Source organism: Mesorhizobium sp. M1252, assembly GCF_040318265.1.
Lineage (GTDB): Bacteria > Pseudomonadota > Alphaproteobacteria > Rhizobiales > Rhizobiaceae > Mesorhizobium.
Genome location: NZ_JAMYLX010000008.1, coordinates 150,961 through 175,400, shown reverse-complemented (window position 1 = coordinate 175,400; position 24,440 = coordinate 150,961). Strand labels below are relative to the sequence as shown.

General features: G+C 64.8%; 26 protein-coding genes. 15 read left to right on the top strand and 11 right to left on the bottom strand.

Annotated elements, in window-relative coordinates:
- Nucleotides 1–6: 6 nt before the first annotated feature.
- The 3 genes from kdpC (at nt 7) to NKH22_RS18085 (ending at nt 4,061) form a co-directional block, all read left to right on the top strand.
- Nucleotides 7–573: a potassium-transporting ATPase subunit KdpC gene (gene kdpC, locus NKH22_RS18095; protein WP_023691940.1), complete on the top strand. Its 567-nt coding sequence runs from the start codon at nt 7–9 to the stop codon at nt 571–573.
- 66 nt (nt 574–639) lie between these two features.
- Nucleotides 640–3,372, top strand: a complete 2,733-nt coding sequence (locus NKH22_RS18090) for a DUF4118 domain-containing protein (protein ID WP_352910329.1) — start codon at nt 640–642, stop codon at nt 3,370–3,372.
- Nucleotides 3,369–4,061 (top strand): response regulator transcription factor, encoded by a 693-nt coding sequence (locus tag NKH22_RS18085; RefSeq protein WP_023820583.1) that lies wholly within the window; start codon nt 3,369–3,371, stop codon nt 4,059–4,061. The genes NKH22_RS18090 and NKH22_RS18085 overlap by 4 nt, the downstream gene beginning before the upstream one ends.
- A gap of 15 nt (nt 4,062–4,076) precedes the next feature.
- Here the strand turns inward: NKH22_RS18085 and NKH22_RS18080 are convergent, their stop codons facing one another.
- Nucleotides 4,077–4,667 (bottom strand): invasion associated locus B family protein, encoded by a 591-nt coding sequence (locus NKH22_RS18080; protein ID WP_023669715.1) that lies wholly within the window; start codon nt 4,665–4,667, stop codon nt 4,077–4,079.
- A 218-nt stretch (nt 4,668–4,885) separates the two neighbouring features.
- On the opposite strand from NKH22_RS18080, the gene NKH22_RS18075 reads away from it, so the two are divergent.
- Both NKH22_RS18075 and NKH22_RS18070 read left to right on the top strand, forming a co-directional pair.
- Nucleotides 4,886–5,188, top strand: coding sequence for a hypothetical protein (locus NKH22_RS18075; RefSeq protein ID WP_023704190.1), 303 nt, complete (start codon nt 4,886–4,888; stop codon nt 5,186–5,188).
- A gap of 122 nt (nt 5,189–5,310) precedes the next feature.
- Entirely contained in the window at nt 5,311–5,787 is a 477-nt protein-coding gene (locus NKH22_RS18070; RefSeq protein ID WP_023669717.1) for an NUDIX hydrolase, read from the top strand.
- Nucleotides 5,788–5,794: 7 nt separating this feature from the next.
- Here the strand turns inward: NKH22_RS18070 and NKH22_RS18065 are convergent, their stop codons facing one another.
- The 5 genes from NKH22_RS18065 to NKH22_RS18045 form a co-directional block, all read right to left on the bottom strand.
- A complete protein-coding gene (locus NKH22_RS18065) occupies nt 5,795–6,661 on the bottom strand; it encodes a citryl-CoA lyase (RefSeq protein WP_032901934.1) in 867 nt (288 codons plus the stop codon).
- A complete protein-coding gene (locus NKH22_RS18060) occupies nt 6,658–7,836 on the bottom strand; it encodes a CaiB/BaiF CoA transferase family protein (RefSeq protein WP_031195530.1) in 1,179 nt (392 codons plus the stop codon). Before NKH22_RS18060 ends, NKH22_RS18065 begins: the two co-directional genes overlap by 4 nt.
- 15 nt (nt 7,837–7,851) lie before the next feature.
- Nucleotides 7,852–9,375, bottom strand: coding sequence for a tripartite tricarboxylate transporter permease (locus NKH22_RS18055; protein ID WP_023733580.1), 1,524 nt, complete (start codon nt 9,373–9,375; stop codon nt 7,852–7,854).
- Between the two features lie 4 nt (nt 9,376–9,379).
- Nucleotides 9,380–9,916 (bottom strand): tripartite tricarboxylate transporter TctB family protein, encoded by a 537-nt coding sequence (locus NKH22_RS18050; protein ID WP_023700086.1) that lies wholly within the window; start codon nt 9,914–9,916, stop codon nt 9,380–9,382.
- Nucleotides 9,917–10,041: 125 nt separating this feature from the next.
- A complete protein-coding gene (locus tag NKH22_RS18045; protein WP_023820582.1) occupies nt 10,042–11,019 on the bottom strand; it encodes a Bug family tripartite tricarboxylate transporter substrate binding protein in 978 nt (325 codons plus the stop codon).
- Between the two features lie 206 nt (nt 11,020–11,225).
- Between NKH22_RS18045 and NKH22_RS18040 the strand changes: the two genes are divergently transcribed.
- Nucleotides 11,226–11,999 carry an IclR family transcriptional regulator gene (locus NKH22_RS18040; protein ID WP_023686553.1) on the top strand — a complete coding sequence of 258 codons (774 nt, stop codon included), beginning with the start codon at nt 11,226–11,228 and terminating at the stop codon, nt 11,997–11,999.
- On the opposite strand, the gene NKH22_RS18035 is transcribed toward NKH22_RS18040, so the two are convergent.
- The 3 genes from NKH22_RS18035 to NKH22_RS18025 all read right to left on the bottom strand — a co-directional run bounded on the left by NKH22_RS18035 (nt 11,986) and on the right by NKH22_RS18025 (nt 14,119).
- Nucleotides 11,986–13,086, bottom strand: coding sequence for an OmpA family protein (locus NKH22_RS18035; protein WP_023735111.1), 1,101 nt, complete (start codon nt 13,084–13,086; stop codon nt 11,986–11,988). The genes NKH22_RS18040 and NKH22_RS18035 overlap by 14 nt on opposite strands.
- 120 nt (nt 13,087–13,206) lie before the next feature.
- Nucleotides 13,207–13,746: a GNAT family N-acetyltransferase gene (locus NKH22_RS18030; protein WP_023686555.1), complete on the bottom strand. Its 540-nt coding sequence runs from the start codon at nt 13,744–13,746 to the stop codon at nt 13,207–13,209.
- Between the two features lie 142 nt (nt 13,747–13,888).
- A complete protein-coding gene (locus NKH22_RS18025; RefSeq protein WP_023683083.1) occupies nt 13,889–14,119 on the bottom strand; it encodes a YdeI/OmpD-associated family protein in 231 nt (76 codons plus the stop codon).
- Nucleotides 14,120–14,260: 141 nt separating this feature from the next.
- Between NKH22_RS18025 and NKH22_RS18020 the strand changes: the two genes are divergently transcribed.
- The 4 genes from NKH22_RS18020 to NKH22_RS18005 all read left to right on the top strand — a co-directional run bounded on the left by NKH22_RS18020 (nt 14,261) and on the right by NKH22_RS18005 (nt 17,962).
- Complete coding sequence (locus NKH22_RS18020) at nt 14,261–14,716, top strand: DUF2214 family protein (protein WP_023683082.1); 456 nt, start codon at nt 14,261–14,263, stop codon at nt 14,714–14,716.
- A gap of 178 nt (nt 14,717–14,894) precedes the next feature.
- The gene (locus NKH22_RS18015) at nt 14,895–15,872 is read left to right on the top strand and encodes a tripartite tricarboxylate transporter substrate-binding protein (protein ID WP_023683081.1); all 978 of its coding nucleotides are present in this window, start codon (nt 14,895–14,897) and stop codon (nt 15,870–15,872) included.
- A 98-nt stretch (nt 15,873–15,970) separates the two neighbouring features.
- The gene (locus NKH22_RS18010) at nt 15,971–16,444 is read left to right on the top strand and encodes a tripartite tricarboxylate transporter TctB family protein (RefSeq protein ID WP_023683080.1); all 474 of its coding nucleotides are present in this window, start codon (nt 15,971–15,973) and stop codon (nt 16,442–16,444) included.
- A 9-nt stretch (nt 16,445–16,453) separates the two neighbouring features.
- Entirely contained in the window at nt 16,454–17,962 is a 1,509-nt protein-coding gene (locus NKH22_RS18005) for a tripartite tricarboxylate transporter permease (protein ID WP_023683079.1), read from the top strand.
- On the opposite strand, the gene nth is transcribed toward NKH22_RS18005, so the two are convergent.
- On the bottom strand, nt 17,922–18,755 hold the full coding sequence (nth, locus tag NKH22_RS18000) for an endonuclease III (RefSeq protein ID WP_023683078.1): 834 nt from the start codon (nt 18,753–18,755) through the stop codon (nt 17,922–17,924). The genes NKH22_RS18005 and nth overlap by 41 nt on opposite strands.
- A gap of 22 nt (nt 18,756–18,777) precedes the next feature.
- Here nth and NKH22_RS17995 point away from each other — a divergent pair, with 22 nt between their 5' ends.
- On the top strand, nt 18,778–19,272 hold the full coding sequence (locus NKH22_RS17995; protein WP_023669732.1) for a DUF2244 domain-containing protein: 495 nt from the start codon (nt 18,778–18,780) through the stop codon (nt 19,270–19,272).
- Nucleotides 19,273–19,282: 10 nt separating this feature from the next.
- Here the strand turns inward: NKH22_RS17995 and NKH22_RS17990 are convergent, their stop codons facing one another.
- Nucleotides 19,283–20,098, bottom strand: a complete 816-nt coding sequence (locus NKH22_RS17990; protein WP_023737543.1) for a class I SAM-dependent methyltransferase — start codon at nt 20,096–20,098, stop codon at nt 19,283–19,285.
- 115 nt (nt 20,099–20,213) lie between these two features.
- On the opposite strand from NKH22_RS17990, the gene NKH22_RS17985 reads away from it, so the two are divergent.
- From NKH22_RS17985 to NKH22_RS17970, 4 genes are all read left to right on the top strand, one after another.
- On the top strand, nt 20,214–21,119 hold the full coding sequence (locus NKH22_RS17985) for a methylated-DNA--[protein]-cysteine S-methyltransferase (protein ID WP_031192912.1): 906 nt from the start codon (nt 20,214–20,216) through the stop codon (nt 21,117–21,119).
- A 141-nt stretch (nt 21,120–21,260) separates the two neighbouring features.
- A complete protein-coding gene (locus NKH22_RS17980) occupies nt 21,261–22,169 on the top strand; it encodes a ribokinase (RefSeq protein WP_352910324.1) in 909 nt (302 codons plus the stop codon).
- Nucleotides 22,166–23,626 carry an amidase gene (locus NKH22_RS17975; RefSeq protein WP_352910321.1) on the top strand — a complete coding sequence of 487 codons (1,461 nt, stop codon included), beginning with the start codon at nt 22,166–22,168 and terminating at the stop codon, nt 23,624–23,626. Before NKH22_RS17980 ends, NKH22_RS17975 begins: the two co-directional genes overlap by 4 nt.
- 97 nt (nt 23,627–23,723) lie before the next feature.
- Nucleotides 23,724–24,338 carry a LysE family translocator gene (locus tag NKH22_RS17970; protein WP_352910318.1) on the top strand — a complete coding sequence of 205 codons (615 nt, stop codon included), beginning with the start codon at nt 23,724–23,726 and terminating at the stop codon, nt 24,336–24,338.
- The last annotated feature ends 102 nt before the right edge of the window (nt 24,339–24,440 follow it).

Sequence of the window (24,440 nt, the reverse complement as noted above, 5' to 3'; positions counted from 1 at the left end):
ACGTCCATGCTCACTCAGATAAGACCCGCTGTTATCATGATCGTCTTTTTCACCGTTTTGACCGGCCTGATCTATCCCCTGGGCATGACCGGCATCGCCCAGGCGCTGTTTCCGCACCAGGCCAATGGCAGCTTGATCGAGAAAAACGGCACGGTCATCGGCTCCGAACTGATCGGCCAGGGCTTTGCCGACGACAAGTATTTCCATGGCCGCCCCTCGGCTGCCGGCGACGGATACAACGCCGCAGCGTCCAGCGGCTCCAATCTCGGTCCAACCAACCTCAAGCTGATCGACCGCATCAAGGGCGATGTTGCAAAGCTGAAGGCGGAGAACCCGAACCAGCCGGTGCCGATGGATCTGGTGACGACGTCCGGCAGCGGCCTCGACCCCGCTATCAGCCCGGACGCCGCCTATTTCCAGGTCGCTCGGGTGGCCAAGGCCAGGGGCTTCGACGAAGCCAAGGTCAAGGCGCTTGTCGACAGCCATGTCGAAGGCCGCGAACTCGGCTTCCTCGGCGAGCCGGTCGTCAATGTGCTGGCGCTCAACCTGGCACTGGACGATACCAAGCAGTGAGAGACAATCTCTGAAGCCAGGGGCCGGGATCGACACGATCCTCGGCGCCGTTCATGATCGAGCCTGATGCCGGACGCCAGAAGCAACGATACCAGACCCTCTCCGGACGCGCTGCTCGAGCATGCGGAACGGGAAGAGCGCGGCCGTCTGCGGATATTTCTCGGCGCTGCCCCCGGCGTCGGCAAGACCTATGAAATGCTGATGGCCGGCCGCGCCAGGCTGGCTGACGGCGTCGACGTAGTGGTCGGCGTCGTGGAGACCCACGGCCGCAAGGAAACACTGGCGCTGGTCGAAGGCTACGAGGTGATCCCGCGCCAGAAGGTCGACTACAGAGGCCGCGTGCTGGACGAGATGGACATCGATGCCATTCTCGCCCGCCGGCCGGCGCTGGTGCTCGTCGACGAACTCGCCCACACCAATGCGCCAGGCAGCCGCCACCCCAAGCGCTATCTCGACGTCCAGGAAATCCTGACGCGCGGCATCGATGTCTACACCACGCTCAACATCCAGCATGTCGAGAGCCTGAATGACGTCGTGGCACAGATCACCCGCGTCAGGGTGCGCGAAACGGTCCCGGACTCCATCATCGACCAGGCCGACGACATCGAGATCATCGACCTCACGCCCGACGACCTGATCAAGCGGCTGAAAGAGGGAAAGGTCTATTTCCCCAACACTGCCCAGCGCGCAGTCGAAAACTATTTCTCGCCGGGCAATCTGACCGCGCTTCGGGAATTGGCGCTGCGCCGTACCGCCCAGCGCGTCGACGAGCAGTTGCTCAACCACATGCAGTCGCACGCGATTCCCGGCCCTTGGGCGGCGGGCGAAAGGGTGCTCGTCTGCGTCGATGCGCGTCCGGGCGGAGCGTCTCGTGTCCGCTATGCGCGCCGGCTGGCCGACCGGCTGCGCGCACCGTGGACGGCGCTGCATGTCGACACGCCGCGTTCGGCCGCCATGTCGGAGGAAGACAAGGACCAGCTGGCCACGCTCTTGCGCCTGGCCGAGCAGCTCGGCGCCGAGGTGACGACCATTCCGGGCCAGAACGTCGCCCAGGACATCGTCCGCCACGCCACGGCCAACAACTTCACCCATATCGTCGTCGGCAGGCCGACCCGCTCGCGCTGGCGCGAACTGATCGAGGGTTCGCTCACCTACGATCTGATCCGCAATGCCGGCGATATCAGCGTCCATGTCATTTCAGGAACGGAGCGCGACAACGAGGCCACGTCGAGGGTCAAGGCGGCGGCCGAGCAGACGCCATTTCAAATCTGGCCTTATCTTTTCTCGACCGTCTATGTCGCCGGCGCGCTTGCCGTCAGCGCCGTCCTCGATCAGTTCCTCGACGTTCGCAACCTTGCCAGCGTGCTTCTGCTGGCGGTGCTGACATCGGCAGTGACCTTTGGCCTGTGGCCGGCGCTGTACGCCTGTTTCCTCAGCGCCATTGCCTTCAACTTCTTCTTTCTCGAGCCGCGCTACACGATGACGATCCGCGATCCGGAGAGCATCGTTGCCTTCGCCGTCTTCCTCGTCGTTGCCGTCATCGCCAGCAATCTGACGGCGCGTGTGCAGCGTCAGGCAGCCGCCGCCCGTTCACGCGCCCGGGCCACCGAGGACATCTACCTCTTTTCAAAGAAGCTCGCCGGCGCCGGCACGCTCGACGACGTTTTGTGGGCCACAGCCTTCCAGATCGCCTCGATGCTGAAGCTGCGCGTGGTGCTGCTCCTGCCGGAGGACGGCACGATCACCGTCAAGGCCGGTTATCCCCCCGACGACACGCTGGCCGAGGCCGACATCGCGGCTGCACGCTGGGCCTGGGAACACAACCGGGCTGCCGGCCGTGGCGCCGATACCCTGCCCGGGGCAAAACGGCTCTACCTGCCCTTGCGGACCGGCCGTACCGCCATCGGCGTCGTCGGCCTCGACAATGACAAGCAGGGGCCGCTCTTGACGCCCGAGCAACAGCGCCTGCTCGACGCGCTGGCCGACCAGGCGGCGGTTGCCATCGAGCGCATCCAGCTGGTCGCCGATGTCGATCGCGCCAGGCTGGCGGCCGAGGCCGACCGCTTGCGCTCGGCACTGCTGACGTCGATCTCGCATGATCTGAAGACGCCGCTGGCGGCCATCATGGGCGCGGCCGGCACGCTCAGGGAATTTGCGCCGGCACTGCCCGAGAACGATCGGGCCGAGCTGCTGACCACCGTGCTCGACGAGTCCGAACGGCTGAACCGCTTCATTGCCAATCTGCTCGACATGACCAAGATTGAATCCGGCGCCATGGAGCCGAATTTTGCTCTCCACTATGTCGGCGATGTCGTCGGCTCGGCCTTGCAACGGGCGCGCAAGATCACTGCCGGGCACAAGACCGAGGTTGATATTCCGGCCGACCTGCCGATGCTGAAGCTTGATCCCGTGCTGTTCGAACAAATGCTGTTCAATCTGCTCGACAATGCCGCGAAATACGCGCCACAGGGATCGACAATCCGGCTGCAGGGCTGGGCCGACAATGGCTCCGTCGCGCTGCAGATCATGGATGAGGGACCGGGCATTCCGCCCGCCGACCTGGAGCGCGTCTTCGACAGCTTCTACCGGGTGCGCAAGCGCGATCAGGTCCAGGCCGGCACCGGGCTCGGCCTGTCAATCTGCCGGGGCTTCATCGAGGCGATGGGCGGCACGATCATGGCGGCGAACCGCAGCGATCGCCCGGGCGCAGTCTTCACAATCCGCATGCCGAGGTTGGTACAATCGTCCGATACGGACGTATCAGGTGTGGACGAGCAAGCATCTGGTGATCCGGCATGACAAATTCCAACGTCAGCATACTGGTCGTCGATGACGAGCCGCCGATCCGCAAACTGCTGCACGTCGGCCTCGGCAGCCAGGGTTATGCGGTCAGCGAAGCGCCCAACGCCAACGCTGCGATCGAACTCGTCGATGCACAAAAGCCGGATCTGATCCTGCTCGATCTCGGCCTGCCCGGCATGGGCGGCCTCGACCTCCTGCGCAAATGGCGCGGCGACGGCCTCGACGTGCCCGTGGTCATCCTGTCCAGCCGCACCGACGAAGCCGGCATCGTCGCGGCGCTCGAACTCGGCGCTGACGACTACATCACCAAGCCGTTCGGCATGAACGAGCTGGTCGCCCGCATCCGCGTCGCGCTGCGCCACAAATTCCAGCAGCAGGGCGAAAAGCCGGTGTTCCACACCGGCGATCTCAGCGTCGACCTGGTCAAGCGCATCGTCAAGGTCGAAGGCAAGGAGATAAAGCTCTCCCCCAAGGAGTACGACATATTGCGCATTATGGTGCAGCATGCCGGCAAGGTGCTGACCCACCATTTCATTCTGAAGCAGGTGTGGGGCGATTCGACCGACGTGCAGTATCTGAGGGTCTATGTCCGCCAGCTCCGGCAGAAGATCGAAAAGTCGCCCGACCAGCCGCGCTACATCACCACCGAAACCGGGGTGGGGTACCGGCTGCGCGAGGTTGAGTGACCGGACGTTTTCCGCTCAGTCCGCCGAGAGTTCCGCGGTCCGTGCCAGTGCGCCGCCGAAGCCGTTGAGCGGGATAGTGAAACTCACCGCTTGACCGGTGTCGGCCGCGAAGGCGTCGATCTTCAGCGTGGTGGCTGCCTTGAGCAGCGGCGTGACGCTGGCATCGAACGCCACCGGCACCAGGCAGCCGACGGCCTGGCAGGTGTTGAACGGCAAGCTGCCTTCCAGCTTCTGGTCGTCGATGGTCAGGCTGACTCCTTTGGCGAGCGCCAGGCCGAACGGCAGCGCCAGCGTTCCGGCGGCATCCTCGCCGCTCTTGCTCGACAGCTCGATCGCCAGCAGGCGCTGGTTGGACTGCTTGTTGAACTGCTGATGCGACAGGCTGCAAACCTTGGCCGTGCCGGTTACCTGGCAATTGACCGTCCAGTCGCCATGTGTCTCGGACAGCGCCGAGGCGCCGCCAGGCAATGTCGGGCCGGCAGCAGGGGCGGGCGCTGCGGCGGCAGGCGCCGCCTTGTCGGTCTTGGTTTGCGCCGCGACTGCCACCGGGCCAAGAATACAGATGCTGCCCAGTAGCGCCGCGAAATATACTTGCCTGCTTTTCATCAATATGCTCCCGATTGTGCCTCGAGTCAGCAGCGATTGAGCCCGAGATCCGCGCCCGATAGAGCGGTCAATCGATCTTTTCTGTCAAGTGCGGCCAGGCCGCTTCCTCAGGGATTTCGCCAACCCGTGGCAGATCGGCCCATGGCAGACCCGCCCATGGCAGATCGAGACGAACGCCCTATATAGAGAGGAGGTTATATCTGTACGGGAACGAACTGATGTCGACGCTTCGCCTATCGACAGTTCTGATGTCGGCAATGCTGGCGGTGGCAACGCTCGCCGGAATCATGCAATCTGCTGCGGCTCAGTCCGTCAATCCCAGCGCCAACCGGCTGATCCAGCAGAACCAACTGCAGCAATTGCGCAACAGCCTGCAGCGGCAGCAGTTCCAGCAACAGCAGCAGCAATATCGCGAGCAGGACCGTCGGATCGTGCCGCAGCCGCGCCCCGAAGTGCCCGTCGTCCGGCAAGCTTGTCCGATTCAGATCGTCAACAACCAGATTGTGCGTGTTTGCCGTTGATATCGGTCGCTTGCGATTTACTTAGCCGACTTATTTACTAAAAATGCCTCATCGCCTCGCGGGCATATCAGGGGTTTGCAGGCGGCGTGCGGCGGTGCGCCCGCCGACCGGATTTTCAGCACATGGCGACGACCAAGAAAAAGGCGGTACGCAAGGCAAGGCGAGGCGAACGCATTCGCCAGGTCGCCGCCATTCCCTTTCGCCTGGACGTTTCAGGCAATTTCGAAGTGATGCTGGTGACGTCGCGAGCGACGAAGCGGTTCATCGTGCCCAAGGGCTGGCCCATGAAAGGCAAGAGCGGGCGCAAGGCCGCCACCATCGAGGCGCGCGAAGAAGCCGGCGTGCTCGGCAAGACCCGCAAGGCGCCGGCCGGCAGCTATTCCTATTGGAAACGGCTGGAGCACAATTTCGTGCGCGTCGACGTCGTCGTCTATCTGTTGGAGGTGTCCGAGGAACTGGCCAACTGGCAGGAGGCCAAGAGCCGCCAGCGGGCATGGCTCAAGCCGCAGGACGCGGCGTTGCTCATCGATGAGCCGGATCTCTCGACGCTGATGGCCAACCTGGCGCCGCCTCAGCCGGCAGTGCCGGACCCAGCCTGAACCAACCTCACTTGCCCTCGTCCCCTTTAGTGGGACCCTCATCCCCCTCAGCGGGAAATGGCCGCAGCGGCGTGCCCGTATAGGCCCACAACCATTCGCGCGGCAGCGGACCCTTGTTGCGGTCGCTTTGCTGCGACTGCTCCCATGCATGCGCCAGGATGCCGACCGAGCGCGAGAGCACGAACAGGCCGCGCGTCAACGGCGGCGGAAAGCCGAGCTCGCCATAGATGACGGCGGTGGCGCCGTCGATGTTGAGCGGTATTTTCTTCCCCTTGCGCCGTGCCACCTCTGATTCGACGGCCTCGGCGATGTCGGCAAAGCGTCCGCTGACGACGCCGCGCGCGGCAAACTCGCGCGTCACTGCGATCAGGCGCGGCGCGCGCGGATCGACCGGGTGGAAGCGATGGCCGAAGCCCGGCACATAGCCTTTCTCCTCGGCGAAGAAACGGTCGAGCCGTGCGGCTACGGCTTGGTCCAGCGCAACACCCTGGTCAAGTGCCACGGCAATGTCGCCATAGAAGGACAGCGCCTGTTCGCCGGCGCCGCCATGCACGTCACCCAGCACGTTGACGGCGGACGCCATGGCGCTGTTGATGCCGACGCCGCAGGTGATGGCCATGCGGGCAATGGCGATCGACGGCGCCTGCGGCCCGTGGTCGACGGCCGCCCCCAGCGCAATGCCGAGCAGCGCCGCCTGCTCCTCGCTCGGCAATTCGCCACGCAGCATCAGCCAGATCGTGGCCGGAAAGCTGACGCGGCCGATCAGCTCCTGGATTTCATAGCCGCGCAGCCGGATGATGCCGGGGCCCATCTCGATGATGCCGGTCTGCCACCATTCCTCGCCGCGCTCGCGGCCGGTTTTTCTCTCGCTCACGCGCTTCTCCTGGCGCGCGGCGGCAGGGTGGAAAAAACCTCGTCCATATGCTCACCCAGCACAGGCGGCGGCAGGACCGGCAAGGGTGCCGCGCCATCGACCATGAAGCCGCCGCGCACCACTGTCAGCGGCTGCTCCATGCCGGGCAGGCCCTGGAAACGCGTGGTCATGTCGCGCTCGACCACCTGGCGCTCGCCAAGCACCTGCGGGATCGTCAGCACCCGGCCCGCCGGAACACCGGCGCGGTTGAACTTTTCTTCCCAGGCAGCCGCCGAGGCGCTCGCAAGCGCTGTCTCGATCAGCCCTTTCAAGGAGGCGCGGTTCTGCTTGCGCGTCTCGCGCTCGGCAAAGCGCGGATCGTCGGCCAGTTCCGGCTGGCCGATCAGCCGGCAAAGCGTGACGAACTGCTCCTGCTTGTTGGCGGCGATGTTGAGCAGGCCGTCGCCGGTGCGAAACGCGCCGGAGGGCGCAGCCGTCATGTTCTCATTGCCCATCGGCTGCGGCTCGACACCGGCGGTCAAATAGTTGGACACCGGCCAGCCCAGCGCCGACAGCGTGCATTCGAGCATCGAGACATCGAGAAACGCGCCCTCGCCCGAGGTCTTCTGCTTGACCAGCGCCGCGGCGATTGCGAAGGCCCCGACCAGCCCGCCCAGCGTGTCGGCGACGGGATAGCCGACCCGCAAGGGTGCTGTCTCCGGCGTGCCGGTGATGCTCATGATACCGGACAGCCCCTGGATGATCTGGTCGTAGGCCGGATTGTCGCGCATCGGCCCGCTCTGGCCGAAACCGGATATGGCGCAATAGACGAGACCGGGGCGGACCGCTTTCAGCACCTCATAGCCGAGACCCAGCCGCCCCATCACGCCCGGTCGAAAATTCTCGACCAGCGCGTCGGCCGAGGCGACGAGATCGAGGAAGCGTTCGCGGTCGGCTTCGCTTTTGAGGTCCAGCACCACCGATCGCTTGCCGGCATTCTGCGCCAGGAACGACGCGCCCATGCCGGCTTTGTTGAGCGCCGGCGAGGCGCCGAGCTGGCGCGCCAGATCGCCGCCTTGCGGCGTCTCGACCTTGATGACATCGGCGCCGAGCAGCGCCAGCTGATAGGCACAATAAGGGCCCGCCAGCACATTGGTCAGGTCGAGGATGCGGATGCCGGCAAGCAGATCGGTCATGATGCTCCAGGTTGCTCAGGCATCGCCCGGCACATGCTCCGGTCCGCGACGGCGCCGGTGCTCGATGAAGGCCCAGATATGCGGCCCGGCTAGGCCGATGAAGGCGAGGATCAGCAGCACCAGCGACAGCTTGTGGGTGTAGAACACCGACCAGTCGCCGTTCGAGATCGTCATCGCCCGGCGGAACTGCGTTTCGGCGAGCGGCCCCAGGATCATGCCGATGATGACCGGCGCTGTCGGGAAATCGAAGCGCCGCATCAGGAAGCCGGCGGCCCCCAGGAGATAGAGGATGACGAGGTCGATCGGCGATTGCGAGATGCCGTAGGTGCCGACGGTCGCGAACACCAGGATGCCGGCATAGAGCTGCGGCGCCGGGATTTTCAACAGCCGTACCCACAGCCCGATCAGCGGCAGGTTGAGGACGACCAGGATGACGTTGGCGATGAACAGGCTGGCGATCAGGCCCCAGACCAGATCGGCCTGCGTCGTCAACAGCAGCGGTCCCGGATTGATGCCGTAGCTCTGGAAGGCCGACAGCATGATTGCGGCGGTCGCCGAGGTCGGCAGGCCAAGGGTGAGCATCGGCACCAGCACGCCGGCGGCAGACGCATTGTTGGCGGCTTCCGGTCCGGCAACGCCCTCGATGGCGCCGACCGTGCCGAACTCCTCCTTGTGCTTCGACAGCTTCTTTTCGATGGCGTAGGACAGGAAGGTCGGGATCTCGGCGCCGCCCGCAGGCATGGCGCCGATCGGGAAGCCGATGAAAGCGCCGCGCAGCCATGGCTTCCACGAGCGCCCCCATTCGGCCGCGGTCATGTAGAGCGATCCCTTGAGCGGCACGATCTCGTCCTTGCCGGCATAGCGGCGCGAGGCCATGTAGAGCGTCTCGCCGACGGCAAACAGGCCGACCGCGGCAATGATGACATCGACGCCATCGAGCAGTTCGTTCATGCCGAAGGTGAAGCGCGGCTGTCCCGTCTGCAGGTCGACGCCGATCATGCCGATGACGAAGCCGAGGAACAGGCTGGTGAGGCCGCGCACCGATGACGAGCCGAGCACCGCCGACACCGTGATGAAGGCAAGCACCATCAGCGAGAAATATTCGGCCGGCCCGAAGGCCAGCGCGAACTTCACCACCACCGGGGCCAGGAAGGCGACGCCCATCGTGCCGATGGTGCCGGCGACGAAGGAGCCGATCGCCGAGGTCGCCAGTGCCGCGCCGCCGCGACCCGAGCGGGCCATCCTGTTGCCTTCCAGCGCGGTGACGATGGTGGCGCTTTCGCCCGGCGTGTTGAGCAGGATCGAGGTCGTCGAGCCGCCATACATGGCGCCGTAATAGATGCCGGCAAACAGGATGAAGGACGCCTCCGGCGCCACCTGGTAGGTGATCGGCAACAAAAGCGCGATGGTCAGCGCCGGTCCGAGACCGGGCAGCACGCCGATGGCCGTGCCGAGCGTGGTGCCGACCAGGCACCACAGCAGGTTCATCGGCGAGAAAGCGACGGAAAATCCGTGGGCGAGATGGCCGAGCGTCTCCATGGCGTCAGCCCCTCACAGTGGCGATGATCGCGTCGATCACCGTGTTCAGCTGGTTTTCGATGAAGCCGGCGCCAATGTTGACGCCGAGCGCCCTGGCAAAGCCGAAATAGGCGGCAAGCGCCAGGATCAGGCCGGTCAGCGCATCGCGCAGCGTGTGCTTGCTGCCGAAGCCATAACAGACGAGCACGAACATGATGACCGAGGCGGCGGTGAAGCCGAGCGGCTGGATCAGCACCAGATTGGCGACCAGGCCGGCAACGACGATGCCCATGGCCTTCCAGTCGGTCGGCGTTTCCTTTTCCTCCTGCGGCTGCCAGCCGCCGCGCAGCGCGGCGACGATGAGCAGCAGCGAAAGCACGATCATGCCTGTCATGGTGATGTAGGGGAAGACGGTCGGCCCGACCTTGGAATAGAGCGGCGAAACCGGGATCGCCAGGGTCTGCCACGCCACGGCCGCGGCACAGGCGAGAAGCCCGATGCCGATCAACAATTCGGGCATGGCAAGGCGCGGGGGCGCCGGCTGCTGGTCGCTGGTGCTCATCGATGTCCTCCCGAGATGGCCGGCATCCTCCCGCCGGCCGCATCCGCAGTTTCACTCCCAGCGCATGATATGTCCATGCCGCAGGCTAATGTCGGAAGGGGCGGCCGTGGCCGCCCCTGAAGACATCAGGCGAGGCCGAGATCCTTGAGGATCGCGGTGATGCGGGCGGTGTCGTCGACGAGGAATTTCGCATAGTCGTCGCCGGTCAGAAGGATGGGGGTCCAGTTGCGGTTCTTGCATTCGGCTGCCCAGGCATCGCTCTTGGCCATGGTCTCGATCATCGTGACCATCGCCGTCTTGTCGGCGTCGGAGACGCCTGGCGGTGCGAACACGCCGCGCCAGTTGAACAGTTCGACGTCGATGCCGGCTTCCTTCATCGTCGGTGCGTCGATGCCGTCCTGGCGCTTGTCGGCGGAGATCGCCAACAGCCGAAGCGCGCCCGCCTTGACCTGCTCGGAGAACTCGCCGAAGCCGGAAATGCCGGCCGCAACCTGGTTGCCGAGCAGCGCCGACAGCGCCTCGCCACCGCCGGCGAAAGGCACATAGGAGAGGTTGGTTGCCGGAACGCCGACAGTCTTGGCGATCAGCCCGAACAGGATGTGGTCGGAGCCACCGGCCGAGCCGCCGGCCACCGGAACCTTGGTCGGATCCGCTTTGAGCGCGGCGACGAAATCGCCGGCCGTCTTGAACGGCGAATCCGCCGGCACCACCAGCGCCTCGAACTCGCCGGTGAGGCGAGCGATGGGCGTCACTTCGGAGAGGTTGTTGGCCGATTTGTTGGCGATGATGGCGCCGACCATGACCATGCCGGCCACCATCAGCGAATTGCCCTTGCCCTTCCACTGGCTGATGAACTGCGGCAGGCCGACAGTACCGCCGGCGCCGCCGACATTGGTGATCTGCGAGCCGGAGATCAGTTTTTCACTGCGCAGCACCTGGTCGATGGTCCGCCCCGTCTGGTCCCAGCCGCCGCCGGGCGCGGCCGGCACGAAGATCTGGATCTGCGGTGCATCCTGAGCGAAAGCGGGCGTCAAATGCGTTGCAACGAATCCGGCAGCGCCTGCGGCCGCGGTGCTCATCAAAAATCTGCGTCTGTTCAGCATGGGATTCCTCCAAATCACGACACCTCCTCCGGTGCCTGCCAGAAACGTAGCCTGAAAACAGACCCGCTCGGCAAAAATTCATGCCGATTTCGGTACGTTCTGTCAACAGGAACGCTGTTCTACTAGACAGAACCATGGATGTGCGGCACAATCGCTTCGGCCGGCCTTTGTCCGAGCAGGTAAACTGGAATGAAACTGTTCGTGAGATGACCGAAGCGCGATCCCAGCCGTTGCCGGCCGATGGTGTTGCCGCGCTCGACCGCGCGATCGCCATTCTCGACGCGTTCGCGACCGCCGACCGCTCGCTCAGCCTGGCCGAGATCGCGGCGCGCACCGGGCTCTACAAAAGCACCATTTTGAGGCTAGCGAACTCATTGCTGCGTGGGCAGTTGCTGGAGCGGCTCGACGATGGCCGCTACCGCATCGGACCCGCCACCTTCCGGCTTGGCGCGCTTTACCAGCGCTCGGTCGTGGCGGTCGACATCTTGCTGCCGATCATGCGCGATCTTGCCGAACGCAGCTGGGAAAGCGTGGCGTTCTATGTCCGCTCGGGCGACGCCCGCACCTGTCTCTACCGCGTCGAATCCAAGCACCCGATCCGCTACACGATCCGGGAAGGCGACCTGCTGCCGTTGCTCACCGGCTCTGGCGGCCGCGTGCTGGCAGCGTTTTCAGGCCAGCCGGGCGAACCATACGAGACCATCCGCAACGCCTGCCACTATCTGTCGATCGGCGACCGCGACCCTGAGACGGCGGGCGTCTCGGTGCCGGTGTTCGGACCGGGCCGCGTTCTGCTCGGCGCCTTGACGCTCGCCGGCCCGTCGACACGCGTCGACACGGCGTTCCTGCGCCGCATGACACCGGACCTGCTGGAGGCCGCCGCTCGCGCCACCCGCGCCTTCGGCGAGGATGCCTCGATGCTGGAGCAGGCAGCGCGCCTAGCCGGCGCTGAAACCGTGATCGGCCTCAGTTCGCCTTGACCAGCACCACACGGCGGTTCTTGGCGCGGCCGGTTTCGCCGTCATTGCTGGCGACGGGCGCCATCATGCCGGCGCCGGCGGCGGTCAGCCGGCCGCCATCGATGCCGTATTTCGAGACCAGCGCCGCCTTCACCGACTGCGCCCGCCGCGACGACAGATCGATATTGTAGTCGAAGGCGCCCTGGTTGTCGGTATGACCGACGACGATCACCGCCATACCGGGCTCGTTGGTCAGAAGCGTCGAGATCTCCTTCAGCGTCGGTTCCGATTCCGGCTTGATGTCGGCCTTGTCGGTGTCGAAGAAGATGCCGTAGAGCGAGATGGAGCCGGTGGCCGACAGCGAATCCGCCATCTTGGCCGCTTCGACCACCACCATCTTCTTGTCGCGCGCCTTGGGCTCCAGCACCTGAACGACGGCGATGGTGCGGCCGTTGAGTTCCTTGCAGTAGAGGTCGTCGATCAGCGAATAGGCCTGAACAGTGACATAGGCGTCGCCGCCATCCTGCGGCACCTTGGCAGCGAAGAAGCGCTGGTCGTTGATACCGGTGGTTACCGCACAGGCGCCATTGGAAAAGGCCGCGTCCTTGACGTCGCTTTCATGGAAGAAATACATCATCAGGCTCATGTCGCCGCCGCCACCGCTCGACGACCGGTCGGCGGCGCCGCCGCACTCTTCCTTCTTGCATTCGAACAGGACTTCGCCGCCGGCGGCCGCGATCACATCCTGGTAGTTGCGCAGCACTTCGAGCGGGGAGCGCTCGGCCGGCAGCACATAGGCGATGCGGGTCAGCGCGCCTTCAACCTCAGCCTTCTTGTCCGGCGCGAACACACGGTTGTTCATCGTGTCACGGGCATCCGGATCGGCGCTCGGCTTCAGCGGCGACAGCGGCACTGTAAAATCGGTATAGGCGAATTTTTCGTAGGAGACGATGAACGACCCCTCGTAGCGCTTGGCCAGATGATTGTCGGCACCGCCCTCGATGTCGGCGGTCGGCACCGTCGCATCGGCGCCCGCCAGTTGCACGGCCGCCAGGAGCAGCAGCCCCGCCCAGAAAAGCTTCAGAAATATCGCATTGATCGCACGCATGTTCGGCTCCCCCAAAGAGCAATTCCAGGAAAAGTGTGAGCGGTTTTCCCACAGGAATTGCGTAGCTAGATTAGAATAGCCAACCCTGGCAGAACGTGGAAATTGCGTCGATGAAGCGCTTCACACCCGCCGTTCGAGCAGGATCGTCAGCCCGTCGTGATAGGTGGTTTCCAGGACCTTGGTGTAGCCGCACTTTGCCGCAACGTTCAACGAGCCGGTGTTTTCCGGATCGATGATGCAGACGGTTCTCGCGCCGGCAAAGGTTTCGTCGCCCCAGGCCAGGGCCCTTCTGACGACTTCGCTGGCAAGACCCTTGCCATGCGCTTGCGGCGCCAGCGCCCAGCCGGCTTCCGGAATGCCCTCGAGCGACGGCTCGATGTCGCGCTTCAGGTCGTGGAATCCGGCTTCGCCGATGAAGCGACCGCTGGCCTTGTCCTCGACCGCCCAGAAGCCGTAGCCGAGCAGCGACCACAGGCCGGCATGCCGCAGGAACCGCATCCAGCTTTCCTCCCGCGTCCGCGGCTTGCCGCCTATGAAACGGGTGGTGACGGGGTCGGCCCACATGACGGCATAGTCGTCGAAATCTTCGATCCGGTGCGCCCGCATGATGGTCCGTTCCGTTTCGAGAACCGGGACGCCGGCTGTTTTTGGACTGCCCATGAAACTCTGCCTCCGTTGACGGTCAGCGCTTAGCAAACCAGCGCGCCCGGACAAGGGCCAAGCCGGATCATCATTCAGCCAGGGAAGCTTCCGAACGGCCCGGCGCGACCAGGCGGTCGAAGCGAACAGCGTCGGCTTACTTTCAGCCGTGCCAGACCATCTTCATGTAGAGCCCACCGCGCCGCAATTCGTCCAGCATCTGGTCGAGCCGCTTCTGCCTGGTGTCGCTGCGTTTGGCGCGGGCGACCCAGCCGAGATAATCGTTCTTCTGGTAGTCCGGCCGCGCCTCGTAGGCCGCTGTCAGTCCTTTTTCGGTCAGGGCGATGCGGATGTCGTCCGGCATCGGGTTCAGGGCGCGCTTCAGTCCGGTCATTTCAGAAAACCCCAGCTGTCAGGATGGCGACGCCGATGGTCCAACCCAGGTCCGCCTCTGGGAATTCTGCCGAACGATGCTACCTTTCGCAACCGGTCCGGCAAGGGCCGGTCTCGATACCGCCAATGGGAGGAGAACGCCATGGACACCACCGATCTCGTGCTTGCCATTTTCCATCATCTGCTGGTGTTGTCGCTGGCCGGCATCATCGGCGCCGAATTTGTCCTGATCCGCGGCGACCTCTCCGCCGCCACGCTCAAGCGGCTTGCCGGCATCGACCGCCATTATGGCATCATCGCCATGCTGATCATCATCATCGGCATCTGCCGCGTCATCTACGGCCTGAAGGGCTGGGAATTCTACGTCTACAACTGGGTGTTCTGGGCCAAGATGGCGGCATTCGGCATCGTTGGCCTGCTGTCGATCATCCCGACCATCCGCTTCATCTCCTGGAACCGGCAAGCCAGTGCAAATCCCGGCTTTCAGGTGCCGGTTGCGGAACTCGCCTCGGTGAAGACCTATGTGCGCGCCGAAGCCTTCATCTTCCTGCTGATCCCGATCTTCGCGGCGGCGATGGCGCGCGCCTGCGGTTATTGAAGCAACGCCAACACCAAACCCATCTCCTCCGGGCATACTCCCCACTGATCGCCATGGTTGCGCACGACTGTATTTTGCAGTTTGCGTCAGGCGACAATCTGTTAGCTTGCCTTTGTTGCACCCTCGCTGCCTGACCTGCACAGCGATCGGAGATTGATATCCTGGGAGGAGAATTACGATGAGGAAAATTGTAGCCGCCCTGGCCGCCGCCGCGGCCGTCACGCTTTATTCGTTCACCGCCAGCGCACAGACCTATCCCGAGCGCACCATCACCGTCGTCGTGCCGTTTGCGGCCGGCGGTCCGACCGACACGGTTACGCGGCTCGTCGCCGAAGCCATGTCGAAGGATCTCGGCCAGCAGATCATCGTCGAAAATGTCGGCGGCGCCGGCGGCACGCTGGGCGCCGGCCGCGTCGCCAACGCCGACCCGGATGGCTACACGCTGCTCCTCCATCACATCGGCATGGCGACCAGCGCGACCCTCTACAGAAAACTCGCCTACGACACGCTGAACGCCTTCGAGTATGTCGGCCTCGTCACCGAGGTGCCGATGGCCATCGTCGCCCGCAAGGACCTGGAGCCGGCCGACCTGAAAGGGCTGGTCGAATACGCCAAGACCAACAAGGACACCATCACCGTCGCCAATGCCGGCATCGGCGCTGCCTCGCATCTGTGCGGCATGCTGTTCATGAGCGCCATCGGCACGCCGCTGGTCACCGTGCCCTACAAGGGCACCGGTCCGGCCATGACCGACCTTCTCGGCGGCCAGGTCGACATTATGTGCGACCAGACCACCAACACCACCAAGCAGATCCAGGGCGGCACGATCAAGGCCTATGCCGTCACCACGCCGGAGCGCCTCGACGTGCTGAAGGACGTGCCGACGACCATCGAAGCCGGCCTGCCCGCGGTGCAGGTCGGCATCTGGCACGGCCTCTATGCGCCGAAGGGCACGCCGGCCGAGATCACCGGCCGACTGTCGAAATCGCTCCAGGTCGCGCTGAAGGACCCCAACGTCATCGCCCGCTTCGCCGAACTCGGCACCAAGCCGTCGTCCGAGGCCGACGCGACGCCGGCAGCGCTGAAGGCCAAGCTGGAAGGCGAGATCATGCGCTGGAAGCCGATCATCGAAGCCGCCGGCCAATACGCCGACTGAGGCTTGAACGGGGCGCTGCCGGCGCCCCGTTTTCGCTTCGACGTCCGTTTTCACATTTGCAACGGCAAGCCCGTTGCAAGGGTCAGGGGAGGACCGCCATGAAACCTTTCGCCATCGACAGGGCAAACGGCCTGTGCGCCGCGCTGTTCATCTTTTTCGGCGCCTTTTTCGCGATACAATCGCTCGGCCTCGAAATCGGCACCGCCTTCCGCATGGGACCGGGCTATTTCCCGCTGGTGCTGGCGATCGTGCTGATCGTGCTCGGCGCCATCATCCTCGTCCAGGCGGTGCGCGTCGAGGGCGAGCCGATCGGCCCCATTGCGTGGCGCGGCATGCTGTTCATCCTGCCGGCGCCGATCTTTTTCGGCATGACCGTGCGCGGCCTCGGCTTCGTCCCGTCGATCTTCCTGACGGCGCTGATCGCCTCTTTTGCCAGCGCCCGCATGAAGCCGCTGACGGCACTTCTGCTGTCGGCCGGCCTGACGCTGTTTTCGGTGCTGGTCTTCAGCTACGCGCTCGGGCTGCCATTCCAGCGCTTCGGCCCCTGGTTGCCCCAATGGCTGGCATTGTGAGGCGCTGAGATGGACCTCCTCAGGAACCTCGAACTCGGCTTTTCGACGGCCACCACGCCGGCCAATCTGGGTTTTTGCCTCATCGGCGTTCTGCTCGGCACGCTGATCGGCGTCCTGCCCGGCATCGGCGCCACCGCAACCATCGCCATGCTGCTGCCGATCACCTTCCAGATCGGCGACCCGGTCTCGTCCCTCATCATGCTGGCCGGCATCTACTACGGCGCCCAGTATGGCGGTTCGACCACCGCCATTCTCATCAACATGCCCGGCGAATCCTCCTCGGCCGTGACCGCCATCGACGGCTACCAGATGGCCAGGAACGGTCGCGCCGGGGCGGCTCTGGCGATCGCCGCGATCGGCTCGTTCTTCGCCGGCACGGTGTCGACCTTCCTGGTCGCCGTCTTTGCCCCGCCGCTGACGGCAATAGCCCTGCAATTCGGCGCGGCCGAATATTTTTCGCTGATGATCGTCGGCCTCGTCTCGTCCATCGCTCTCGCCCATGGCTCGATCGTCAAGGCGCTGGCGATGGTCGTGCTCGGCCTGCTGCTCGGCATTGTCGGCACCGACATCTACACCGGCACGCCGCGCTTCACGCTCGGCATCCGCGAATATGCCGACGGGCTGAACTTCGTGGCGGTGGCGGTCGGCGTCTTCGGCGTCGCCGAGATCCTGCGCAATCTCGAAAACGAGCACGAGCGCTCGGTGATGATCAAAAAAGTCTCCGGCCTGATGCCGACCCGCGACGACTTCAAGGCGATGGCAGCACCCATCGTGCGCGGCACGATCATCGGTTCGGCGCTCGGCATCCTGCCCGGCGGCGGCGCGGTGCTTGCCGCCTTTGCCTCCTACACGGTCGAAAAGCGCGTGTCGAAACACCCGGAGGAGTTCGGCAAGGGCGCCATCGCCGGCGTCGCCGGACCGGAATCGGCCAACAATGCCGGCGCCCAGACCTCCTTCATTCCGATGCTGACGCTGGGCATTCCGGCCAATCCGGTCATGGCGCTGATGATCGGCGCCATGATAATCCAGGGCATCGTGCCCGGCCCCAATGTCGCGATCGAGCAGCCGGCGCTGTTCTGGGGCATCATCGCCTCGATGTGGATCGGCAATCTGATGCTGATCGTGCTGAACCTGCCGCTGATCGGGCTATGGGTGAAGCTGCTGACGATCCCCTATTATGTGCTCTTCCCGATCATCATGGCGTTCTGCTCGATCGGCGTTTACAGCGTCAACACCAACGCCTTCGATCTCTACGCGGTCGCATTCTTCGGCCTGCTCGGCTACATCCTGACCAAGCTGCGTTGCGAACCCGCACCCCTGCTGCTCGGCTTCGTGCTCGGCCCGCTGCTCGAGGAAAACCTGCGCCGCGCCATGATCCTGTCGCGCGGCGACCCCTCGACCTTCGTGACGCGGCCGATCAGCGCCGGCCTGCTGCTCGTCGCACTGGCCGTGCTCGTCGTCGTCTTCCTGCCGTCGGTCAAGAAGAAGCGCGAAGAGGTGTTCGTGGAGGAAAGCTAGTTGTCGGGACGCCGGGCGCCGCGATTTCCACGAGCGGCGCCGGCACGTCTGTCGTCTTCACCTCGGCCTTGCAGAGATCGGCGATGACGCAGGCCGGGCAATCGGGCTTGCGCGCCTTGCAGACATAGCGGCCATGCAGGATCAGCCAGTGATGCGCATGGCGCATATACTCGTCCGGGATGATCCGCAGCAGCCCTTGCTCGACCTGTTCGGGCGTCTTGCCTGGCGCCAGGCCGAGGCGGTTGCCGATGCGGAAAATATGGGTGTCGACCGCCATCGTGTGCTGGCCGAACGCCATGTTGAGCACGACATTGGCGGTCTTGCGCCCGACCCCCGGCAGCTTGACCAACTCATCGCGCTCGCTGGGCACCTCGCCGCCGTAATCGCGTATCAGCGCCTCCGAGAGCGCCACGACATTCTTGGCCTTGTTGCGCCAGAGTCCGATGGTGCGGATGTACTCGCCAACCCTGGCTCCGCCCAGCGCCAGCATCTTTTCAGGTGTGTCGGCGACCTTGAACAACGCCCGCGTCGCCTTGTTGACGCCGGCATCGGTCGCCTGCGCCGACAGCACCACGGCCACCAGCAGCGTGAAGGCGTTGACGTGCTCGAGCTCGCCCTTCGGCTCGGGCCGCTGCACCGAAAACCGCCGGAAGATCTCATGCACCTCGGCGGCGCTGTAGAGCGAACGGAGCCGCGCCGGCCGCGGTCGCGGCTTGGCATTCGAGCCGTCGCGCCGCCCGGGCGGCAGTTCACTTTTGGATAGGGAAAGATTTTTGGACTTGGGGCTGGCCATTTCCCTCCTATAATATCCTGGGATGAGCGACACAAACGCCTCGTTTCAGGCCGACGAGCCATTCTTCCAGGCGCTGCTGACACCGCACCGCTCGCTGGGCCGCACCGGCTTTGCCGTGCTGATGGGCGCGCTGCTGTTCGGCTGGGTGGTGACCGGGGCGTTTTTCCTGTCGCGCGGCGCCTGGCCGGTGTTCGGCTTCTTCGGCCTCGACGTCATCGCCGTCTACATCGCCTTCCGCGCCAACTATCGTGCCGCCCGTGCCCGCGAGGAAGTGTCGGTGTCGCGCACCAGCCTCGACATCCGCAAGACGGCGCCCTCGGGAAAGTCGGAAGCGCATCGCTTCAACCCGTTCTGGGCGCGCTTTTCCGTCGCTCGCCATGCCGAGATCGGCATCACCAGGATGACGGTGGAAGCACAAGGCCAGAATGTGCCGATCGGGTCATTCCTGGACCCTGACTCCCGCGAGAGTTTTGCCACTGCATTTTCACGTGCTCTGACAAAAGCCAGGACGCGTTAGAGTCGGCGCGTCAGAACCGGTAGCGTAAAATCCTGCCGACCTTGCGCAATGCGGGAATGTGTCTCCAGAGCCCGATGAACAGTTTTGCGGACCAGCTCATATGCGCTGTGCGTTCCGCGCTGTAGGCCGAGATATCGTCGACAAAGCGCAGCTTCGGAACGGCACGCTCCAGTACCTGCGGGTCGTCGATCGCCCAGTGAACCTCGGCGCCCGTCGCCCTGATGGTCGGATTGAGGCGCAGCATCTTCAGGCCGAAGTGGCTGTAGGCGTCGAACATCAGCTCGCCGCCGGCAAGATGCGCGACAAGGCGTGACAGCAGCCGTGGCCCCTCCTCTACCGGGAGATAAGGCGTCAACCCCTCCATCACCACGACGGCCGGACGATTGCTCGGCACTTCTGCCAGCCAGTCTGGGTCGGTTACCGAAGAGCCGACGAGGTGGTAGTGGTCCCGGGACGGGTAAAGCTTGCGCCGGAGCGCGATGACATCCGGAAAATCGACATCGAACCACTCCACGCCTTCGGGTGGATCGACACGGAAAATGCGCGTATCGAGCCCGCAGCCGAGATGCAGCACGATGGCGCCGGGATTTCTGGCGATGAAGTCCTGAACGCGGACATCATACGTCTTGGCCCGGATCGCCAGGCCGATGCCGAGATTGGTGTCGACCTTGAGGCGCGAGAAATCATAGTCGATCTTGCGCACGGCCTCGTCGGCGAAGCGATCCCCGAGCAGCGAATGCGGCAGCCGGCTTTCCAGTGCCTTGCCATAAAGCGTCATCAGCAAGGTCTCCCTTGCTCCGCTCAGATTCACCCTTTCGCCGGCCATTGGCATCTCCCGGGGCGCAATCCAGTATTTATCTGGGAACAGGCGGCAACAAGGCAAGTTTCGGGTGGTTGCAAGGGGCGGAAAGACCGATATTCGCGGTCAAGGAGATATTGCCATGAACGCCCAGATGACCATGAATACGCAGATGAAACCGACAGCGATCCTGCAGCACGACATCACCCCCAACGGCAGCGACTACGAGGTCGTGCGCCGCGCCATCGAGAAGATCAGCCTCGACTATCGCGACCAGCCCTCGCTGGAAGCCTTGGCCGCTGATGTCGGCGAGACACCCACGGGCCTGCAAAAGCTGTTCACCCGCTGGGCCGGCCTGTCGCCAAAAGCCTTCCTGCAGGCGGTCACCCTCGACCATGCCCGCAAACTGCTCGATTCCGGCATGCCGCTCCTCGAAACATCGTTCGAACTCGGCATGTCCGGCCCCGGCCGGCTGCACGATTTGTTCGTCACCCACGAGGCGATGTCGCCGGGCGACTACAAGACGCGCGGCGCTGGCCTGACCATCCGCTACGGCTACCACATCTCGCCCTTCGGCATCGCCCTGATCATGGTCACCGACCGTGGCCTTGCGGGGCTCGCCTTCAACGATCCGGGCGGCGAGCGGGCGGCTTTCGCCGACATGTCGGGCCGCTGGCCGAACGCCACCTATGTCGAGGACATGAGCGCCACCCAGCCCTATGCGGCGCGCATCTTCGATCCGACATTGTGGCGCGCCGACCAGCCGCTGCGCGTGGTGATGATCGGCTCCGACTTCCAGCTGCGCGTCTGGGACGCGCTGCTCAGGATCCCGATGGGCAAGGCCTGCACTTATTCTTCGATCGCCTCCAGGATCGGCGCGCCAAACGCCAGCCGGGCGGTGGGGGCGGCGGTCGGCGCCAACCCATTGTCCTTCGTCGTCCCTTGCCATCGGGCGCTGGGCAAGTCCGGCGCACTCACCGGCTACCACTGGGGCCTGACCCGCAAACGCGCCATCCTCGGTTGGGAAGCGGGCCAGACCGCGTCCTGAAGCTGCCCGCATCAAACAACACCGGCGAAATCCCTTCGCCGGTGTTTTTCTTTTTGCGAGCTCCCGGCGCAAAACATCCGCACGCTCTGGCAAGCCGCCGGCTTACAGGTTAGCTTCCCGCGCATTCCGCAGGAGGCTTTCTTGATCATCGTTGTCGGCTCGATCAACCTCGACCTTATCGCCAATGTCGACCGCCTGCCTTCGCCGGGCGAGACGGTCCGCGGCTCCGGCTTCACCACCGCGCCCGGCGGCAAGGGCGCCAACCAGGCGCTGGCTGCGGCGCGCGCCGGCGCCAAGGTGCGCATGGTCGGCGCCGTCGGCAAGGACAATTTCGCCACTGAGGCGCTGGCTTTGCTGGTGGCCGGCAAGGTCGATCTCTCCGGCGTCGGCCAGAGCTTCGCCTCCACCGGCACGGCGCTGATCCTCGTCGGCGCCGATGGCGAGAATGTCATCGCCGTCGTGCCGGGCGCCAATGATTCGGTGCTGCCCGGCGATCTCGCCAAGGCTTTCCTTGCGAAGGGCGACGTCGTCCTGCTGCAGCACGAGATCCCGTTGCAGACTGTCGATGCAGCGCTTGACGCCGCACGCGCCGCCGCCGCGGTCACCGTGCTCAACACCGCGCCGTTCCGTAGCGAGGCGGCAGCGTTGCTCGGCAAGGCCGACTACGCCGTCGCCAACGAAACCGAATTCGACCTTTACGGCGAGGCGCTGTCGCTGAAAGGCCGCGACCGCCCGGCACGCATGCGTGACTTCGCCGGCAAGACCGGCCACACCATCGTCGTCACGCTCGGCGGCGACGGCGTGCTGGCGGCGACCCCGGAGGATTTCCTGACCGTGCCGGCGCTGAAGATCACGCCGGTCGACACCGTCGGGGCCGGCGATACTTTTTGCGGTTATCTCGCCGCCGGGCTGGCGTCCAACCTGCCGCTGGAGCAGGCTCTCACCCGCGCCGCAGCCGCCGGCTCGCTCGCCTGCCTGAAGCCCGGCGCCCAGCCGGCCATCCCGCTGGCGGCGGATGTCGACACCGCCCTGCGCAACAACGCCGGATGACAGCCCTGCGCCCCGCAACGAAGCACGCCGTGCCCCCCGCCGGCGACATCTGCCAGATGTCCGCTGTCGACCTGGCCGAGGCGATCCGGCTGCGCCGCCTGTCCGTGCGCGAGTTGGTCGCCGCATTCCTCGACCGCATCGACGCGGTAAACCCGCTGGTCAACGCCATCGTCTCGTTGCGCGAGCGCTCCGACATCCTGCGCGAGGCCGACGCGGCGGACGCGCATCTAGCGCAAGGCGGGCCGGCCGGCTCGCTGTTCGGCCTGCCGATGGCGATAAAAGACCTCGCCATGACGAGCGGCTTGAGGACCAGTTTCGGCTCGCCGATCTTCGCCGATTTCGTGCCGCAGGAGGATGATTTCTTCGTCGAGCGCATCCGCAAGGCCGGCGCCATCATCATCGGCAAGACCAATGTTCCCGAATTCGGGCTGGGATCCAACACCTACAACAACGTGTTCGGCCCGACGCTGAACGCCTTCGATCCGGCGCTCACCGCAGGCGGGTCGAGCGGCGGCGCTGCGGTCGCCCTTGCACTCGACATGGTTCCGGTCGCCGACGGCAGCGATTTCGGCGGCTCGCTGCGCAATCCGGCGGCGTGGAACAATGTCTATGGCTTCCGCCCGTCGCAGGGCCTTGTCCCCGGAGGGCCGGACCTGGAAGTCTTTCATGCTCAGATGGGCATAGACGGGCCGATGGGCCGCAGCATCAGCGACATGGCGCTGCTGCTCGACGTGCAGGCGGGCTACCATCCGCATGCGCCCTTGTCCTGGGAAAAGCCTGGTTCATTCCTCGAAGGGCTGGCAACGCCGGCAAGCGGCGGCCGCGTCGGCTGGCTCGGTGATCTCGGCGGTCACCTGCCGGTGGAGCCTGGCATCCTCGATCTGTGCGAGGCCGCACTCGGCCGCTTCGCGGAGGCATCCTTCCTGACCGAGCCCTTGCTGCCGGATTTCGATTTCGAGGCACTGTGGCAAGCCTTCGTGACGCTGCGGCAGGCGAGCAGCGGCTCGGCGCTGAAAGTCCATTATGACGACCCGCACAAGCGCGCCCTGCTGAAGCCGGAAGCCGTCTGGGAGGTGGAGAACGCCATGCAGCTGACGGCGCCGCAGATCCGCGCGGCCTCGGTCATCCGCACCTCCTGGCACCGGACGCTGCTGTCGCTGTTCGAGCACTTCGATCTCATCGCGCTGCCGACGGCGCAGGTCTTTCCTTTCGAAGTCGGCACGCATTGGCCAAGTGAGGTCGCCGGACGGACGATGGACAGCTACCATCGCTGGATGCAGGTTTCGGCCTTCGCCACGCTCGGCGGCTGTCCGGCGCTCAACGTGCCCGTCGGCTTCGACGACAAAGGCCGCCCCTTGGGCATGCAGCTGATCGGCCGGCCGCGCGGCGACCTCGCCGTGCTCAGGGCCGGAGCGGCCTATGAGGCGACCTTGCCTTGGCAGGCTGGGGCGTCCTGACGCGAGGGGCGGCCGGTCTGCGACCGGCTTGCACCAGCCCCCGCCGCCATGCATTGATTGCAGCCAGCCGCCTAAGCGCATCCTCGAGGAAATCCCCATGTCGCTGGAAATCTACGCTGCCTATGTCCTTGCCTGCATCGTCATCATCCTGGTGCCCGGTCCGACTGTCACGCTGATCATCGCCAACAGCATCCGCCATGGCTACCGCGCCGGCCTTGCCAATGTCGCCGGCACGCAGGCTGGGCTCGCCGTGATGATCGCCATTGTCGGCATCGGCCTCAACACGCTGATATCGGGCATGGGCCACTGGTTCGAATGGGTACGCCTGATCGGCGCCGCCTATCTGATCTGGATGGGGGTGCAGATGTTCCGTTCCAAGGGCGCGCTGAATGCCGACGGCACCGCGAGAAAGCCGCGCGGCGGCTTCTTCCTGCAGGGCCTGCTGGTGGCGCTGAGCAACCCCAAGACCCTGGTGTTCTTCGGCGCCTTCTTCCCGCAGTTCATCGCCCCGCAGGGCAATTACACCCTGCAGATCGTCGTCATGGGCCTCACCGCCATGATCTTCGCCGCCGTCTCGGATTCCACCTATGCTCTCGCCGCCAGCCGCGCCGGCCGCCTGCTCTCGGCCAGCCGCATCAAGCTGATGTCCAGGATCAGCGGCAGCTTTCTGGTCGGCGGCGGCCTGTGGCTAGCGTTTTCGAAGGCGAAGTAACAACCGTGGACGGTCGTTTCCAACGGCAGAATGAGCCCGTACGTGAAGGCTGATTGAAAGTCAGTCTCCACGCCACCACATGACTTTGTGCTGGGGATTCTT

What these genes read in the sequence shown, in the direction of transcription:
- NKH22_RS18005 (WP_023683079.1), top strand. Translation starts at nt 16,454, where the DNA reads ATGGACCTCCTCAGGAACCTCGAACTCGGCTTTTCGACGGCCACCACG.
- NKH22_RS18075 (WP_023704190.1), top strand. Translation starts at nt 4,886, where the DNA reads ATGTCGACGCTTCGCCTATCGACAGTTCTGATGTCGGCAATGCTGGCG.
- NKH22_RS18010 (WP_023683080.1), top strand. Translation starts at nt 15,971, where the DNA reads ATGAAACCTTTCGCCATCGACAGGGCAAACGGCCTGTGCGCCGCGCTG.
- kdpC (WP_023691940.1), top strand. Translation starts at nt 7, where the DNA reads ATGCTCACTCAGATAAGACCCGCTGTTATCATGATCGTCTTTTTCACC.
- NKH22_RS18045 (WP_023820582.1), bottom strand. Translation starts at nt 11,019, where the DNA reads ATGCTGAACAGACGCAGATTTTTGATGAGCACCGCGGCCGCAGGCGCT.
- NKH22_RS18080 (WP_023669715.1), bottom strand. Translation starts at nt 4,667, where the DNA reads ATGAAAAGCAGGCAAGTATATTTCGCGGCGCTACTGGGCAGCATCTGT.
- NKH22_RS18085 (WP_023820583.1), top strand. Translation starts at nt 3,369, where the DNA reads ATGACAAATTCCAACGTCAGCATACTGGTCGTCGATGACGAGCCGCCG.
- NKH22_RS18055 (WP_023733580.1), bottom strand. Translation starts at nt 9,375, where the DNA reads ATGGAGACGCTCGGCCATCTCGCCCACGGATTTTCCGTCGCTTTCTCG.
- NKH22_RS17985 (WP_031192912.1), top strand. Translation starts at nt 20,214, where the DNA reads ATGAACGCCCAGATGACCATGAATACGCAGATGAAACCGACAGCGATC.
- NKH22_RS18060 (WP_031195530.1), bottom strand. Translation starts at nt 7,836, where the DNA reads ATGACCGATCTGCTTGCCGGCATCCGCATCCTCGACCTGACCAATGTG.
- NKH22_RS17975 (WP_352910321.1), top strand. Translation starts at nt 22,166, where the DNA reads ATGACAGCCCTGCGCCCCGCAACGAAGCACGCCGTGCCCCCCGCCGGC.
- NKH22_RS18025 (WP_023683083.1), bottom strand. Translation starts at nt 14,119, where the DNA reads ATGACCGGACTGAAGCGCGCCCTGAACCCGATGCCGGACGACATCCGC.
- NKH22_RS18050 (WP_023700086.1), bottom strand. Translation starts at nt 9,916, where the DNA reads ATGAGCACCAGCGACCAGCAGCCGGCGCCCCCGCGCCTTGCCATGCCC.
- NKH22_RS18090 (WP_352910329.1), top strand. Translation starts at nt 640, where the DNA reads ATGCCGGACGCCAGAAGCAACGATACCAGACCCTCTCCGGACGCGCTG.
- NKH22_RS17990 (WP_023737543.1), bottom strand. Translation starts at nt 20,098, where the DNA reads ATGGCCGGCGAAAGGGTGAATCTGAGCGGAGCAAGGGAGACCTTGCTG.
- NKH22_RS18040 (WP_023686553.1), top strand. Translation starts at nt 11,226, where the DNA reads ATGACCGAAGCGCGATCCCAGCCGTTGCCGGCCGATGGTGTTGCCGCG.
- NKH22_RS17970 (WP_352910318.1), top strand. Translation starts at nt 23,724, where the DNA reads ATGTCGCTGGAAATCTACGCTGCCTATGTCCTTGCCTGCATCGTCATC.
- NKH22_RS17995 (WP_023669732.1), top strand. Translation starts at nt 18,778, where the DNA reads ATGAGCGACACAAACGCCTCGTTTCAGGCCGACGAGCCATTCTTCCAG.
- NKH22_RS18030 (WP_023686555.1), bottom strand. Translation starts at nt 13,746, where the DNA reads ATGGGCAGTCCAAAAACAGCCGGCGTCCCGGTTCTCGAAACGGAACGG.
- NKH22_RS18035 (WP_023735111.1), bottom strand. Translation starts at nt 13,086, where the DNA reads ATGCGTGCGATCAATGCGATATTTCTGAAGCTTTTCTGGGCGGGGCTG.
- NKH22_RS18020 (WP_023683082.1), top strand. Translation starts at nt 14,261, where the DNA reads ATGGACACCACCGATCTCGTGCTTGCCATTTTCCATCATCTGCTGGTG.
- NKH22_RS18015 (WP_023683081.1), top strand. Translation starts at nt 14,895, where the DNA reads ATGAGGAAAATTGTAGCCGCCCTGGCCGCCGCCGCGGCCGTCACGCTT.
- NKH22_RS18070 (WP_023669717.1), top strand. Translation starts at nt 5,311, where the DNA reads ATGGCGACGACCAAGAAAAAGGCGGTACGCAAGGCAAGGCGAGGCGAA.
- nth (WP_023683078.1), bottom strand. Translation starts at nt 18,755, where the DNA reads ATGGCCAGCCCCAAGTCCAAAAATCTTTCCCTATCCAAAAGTGAACTG.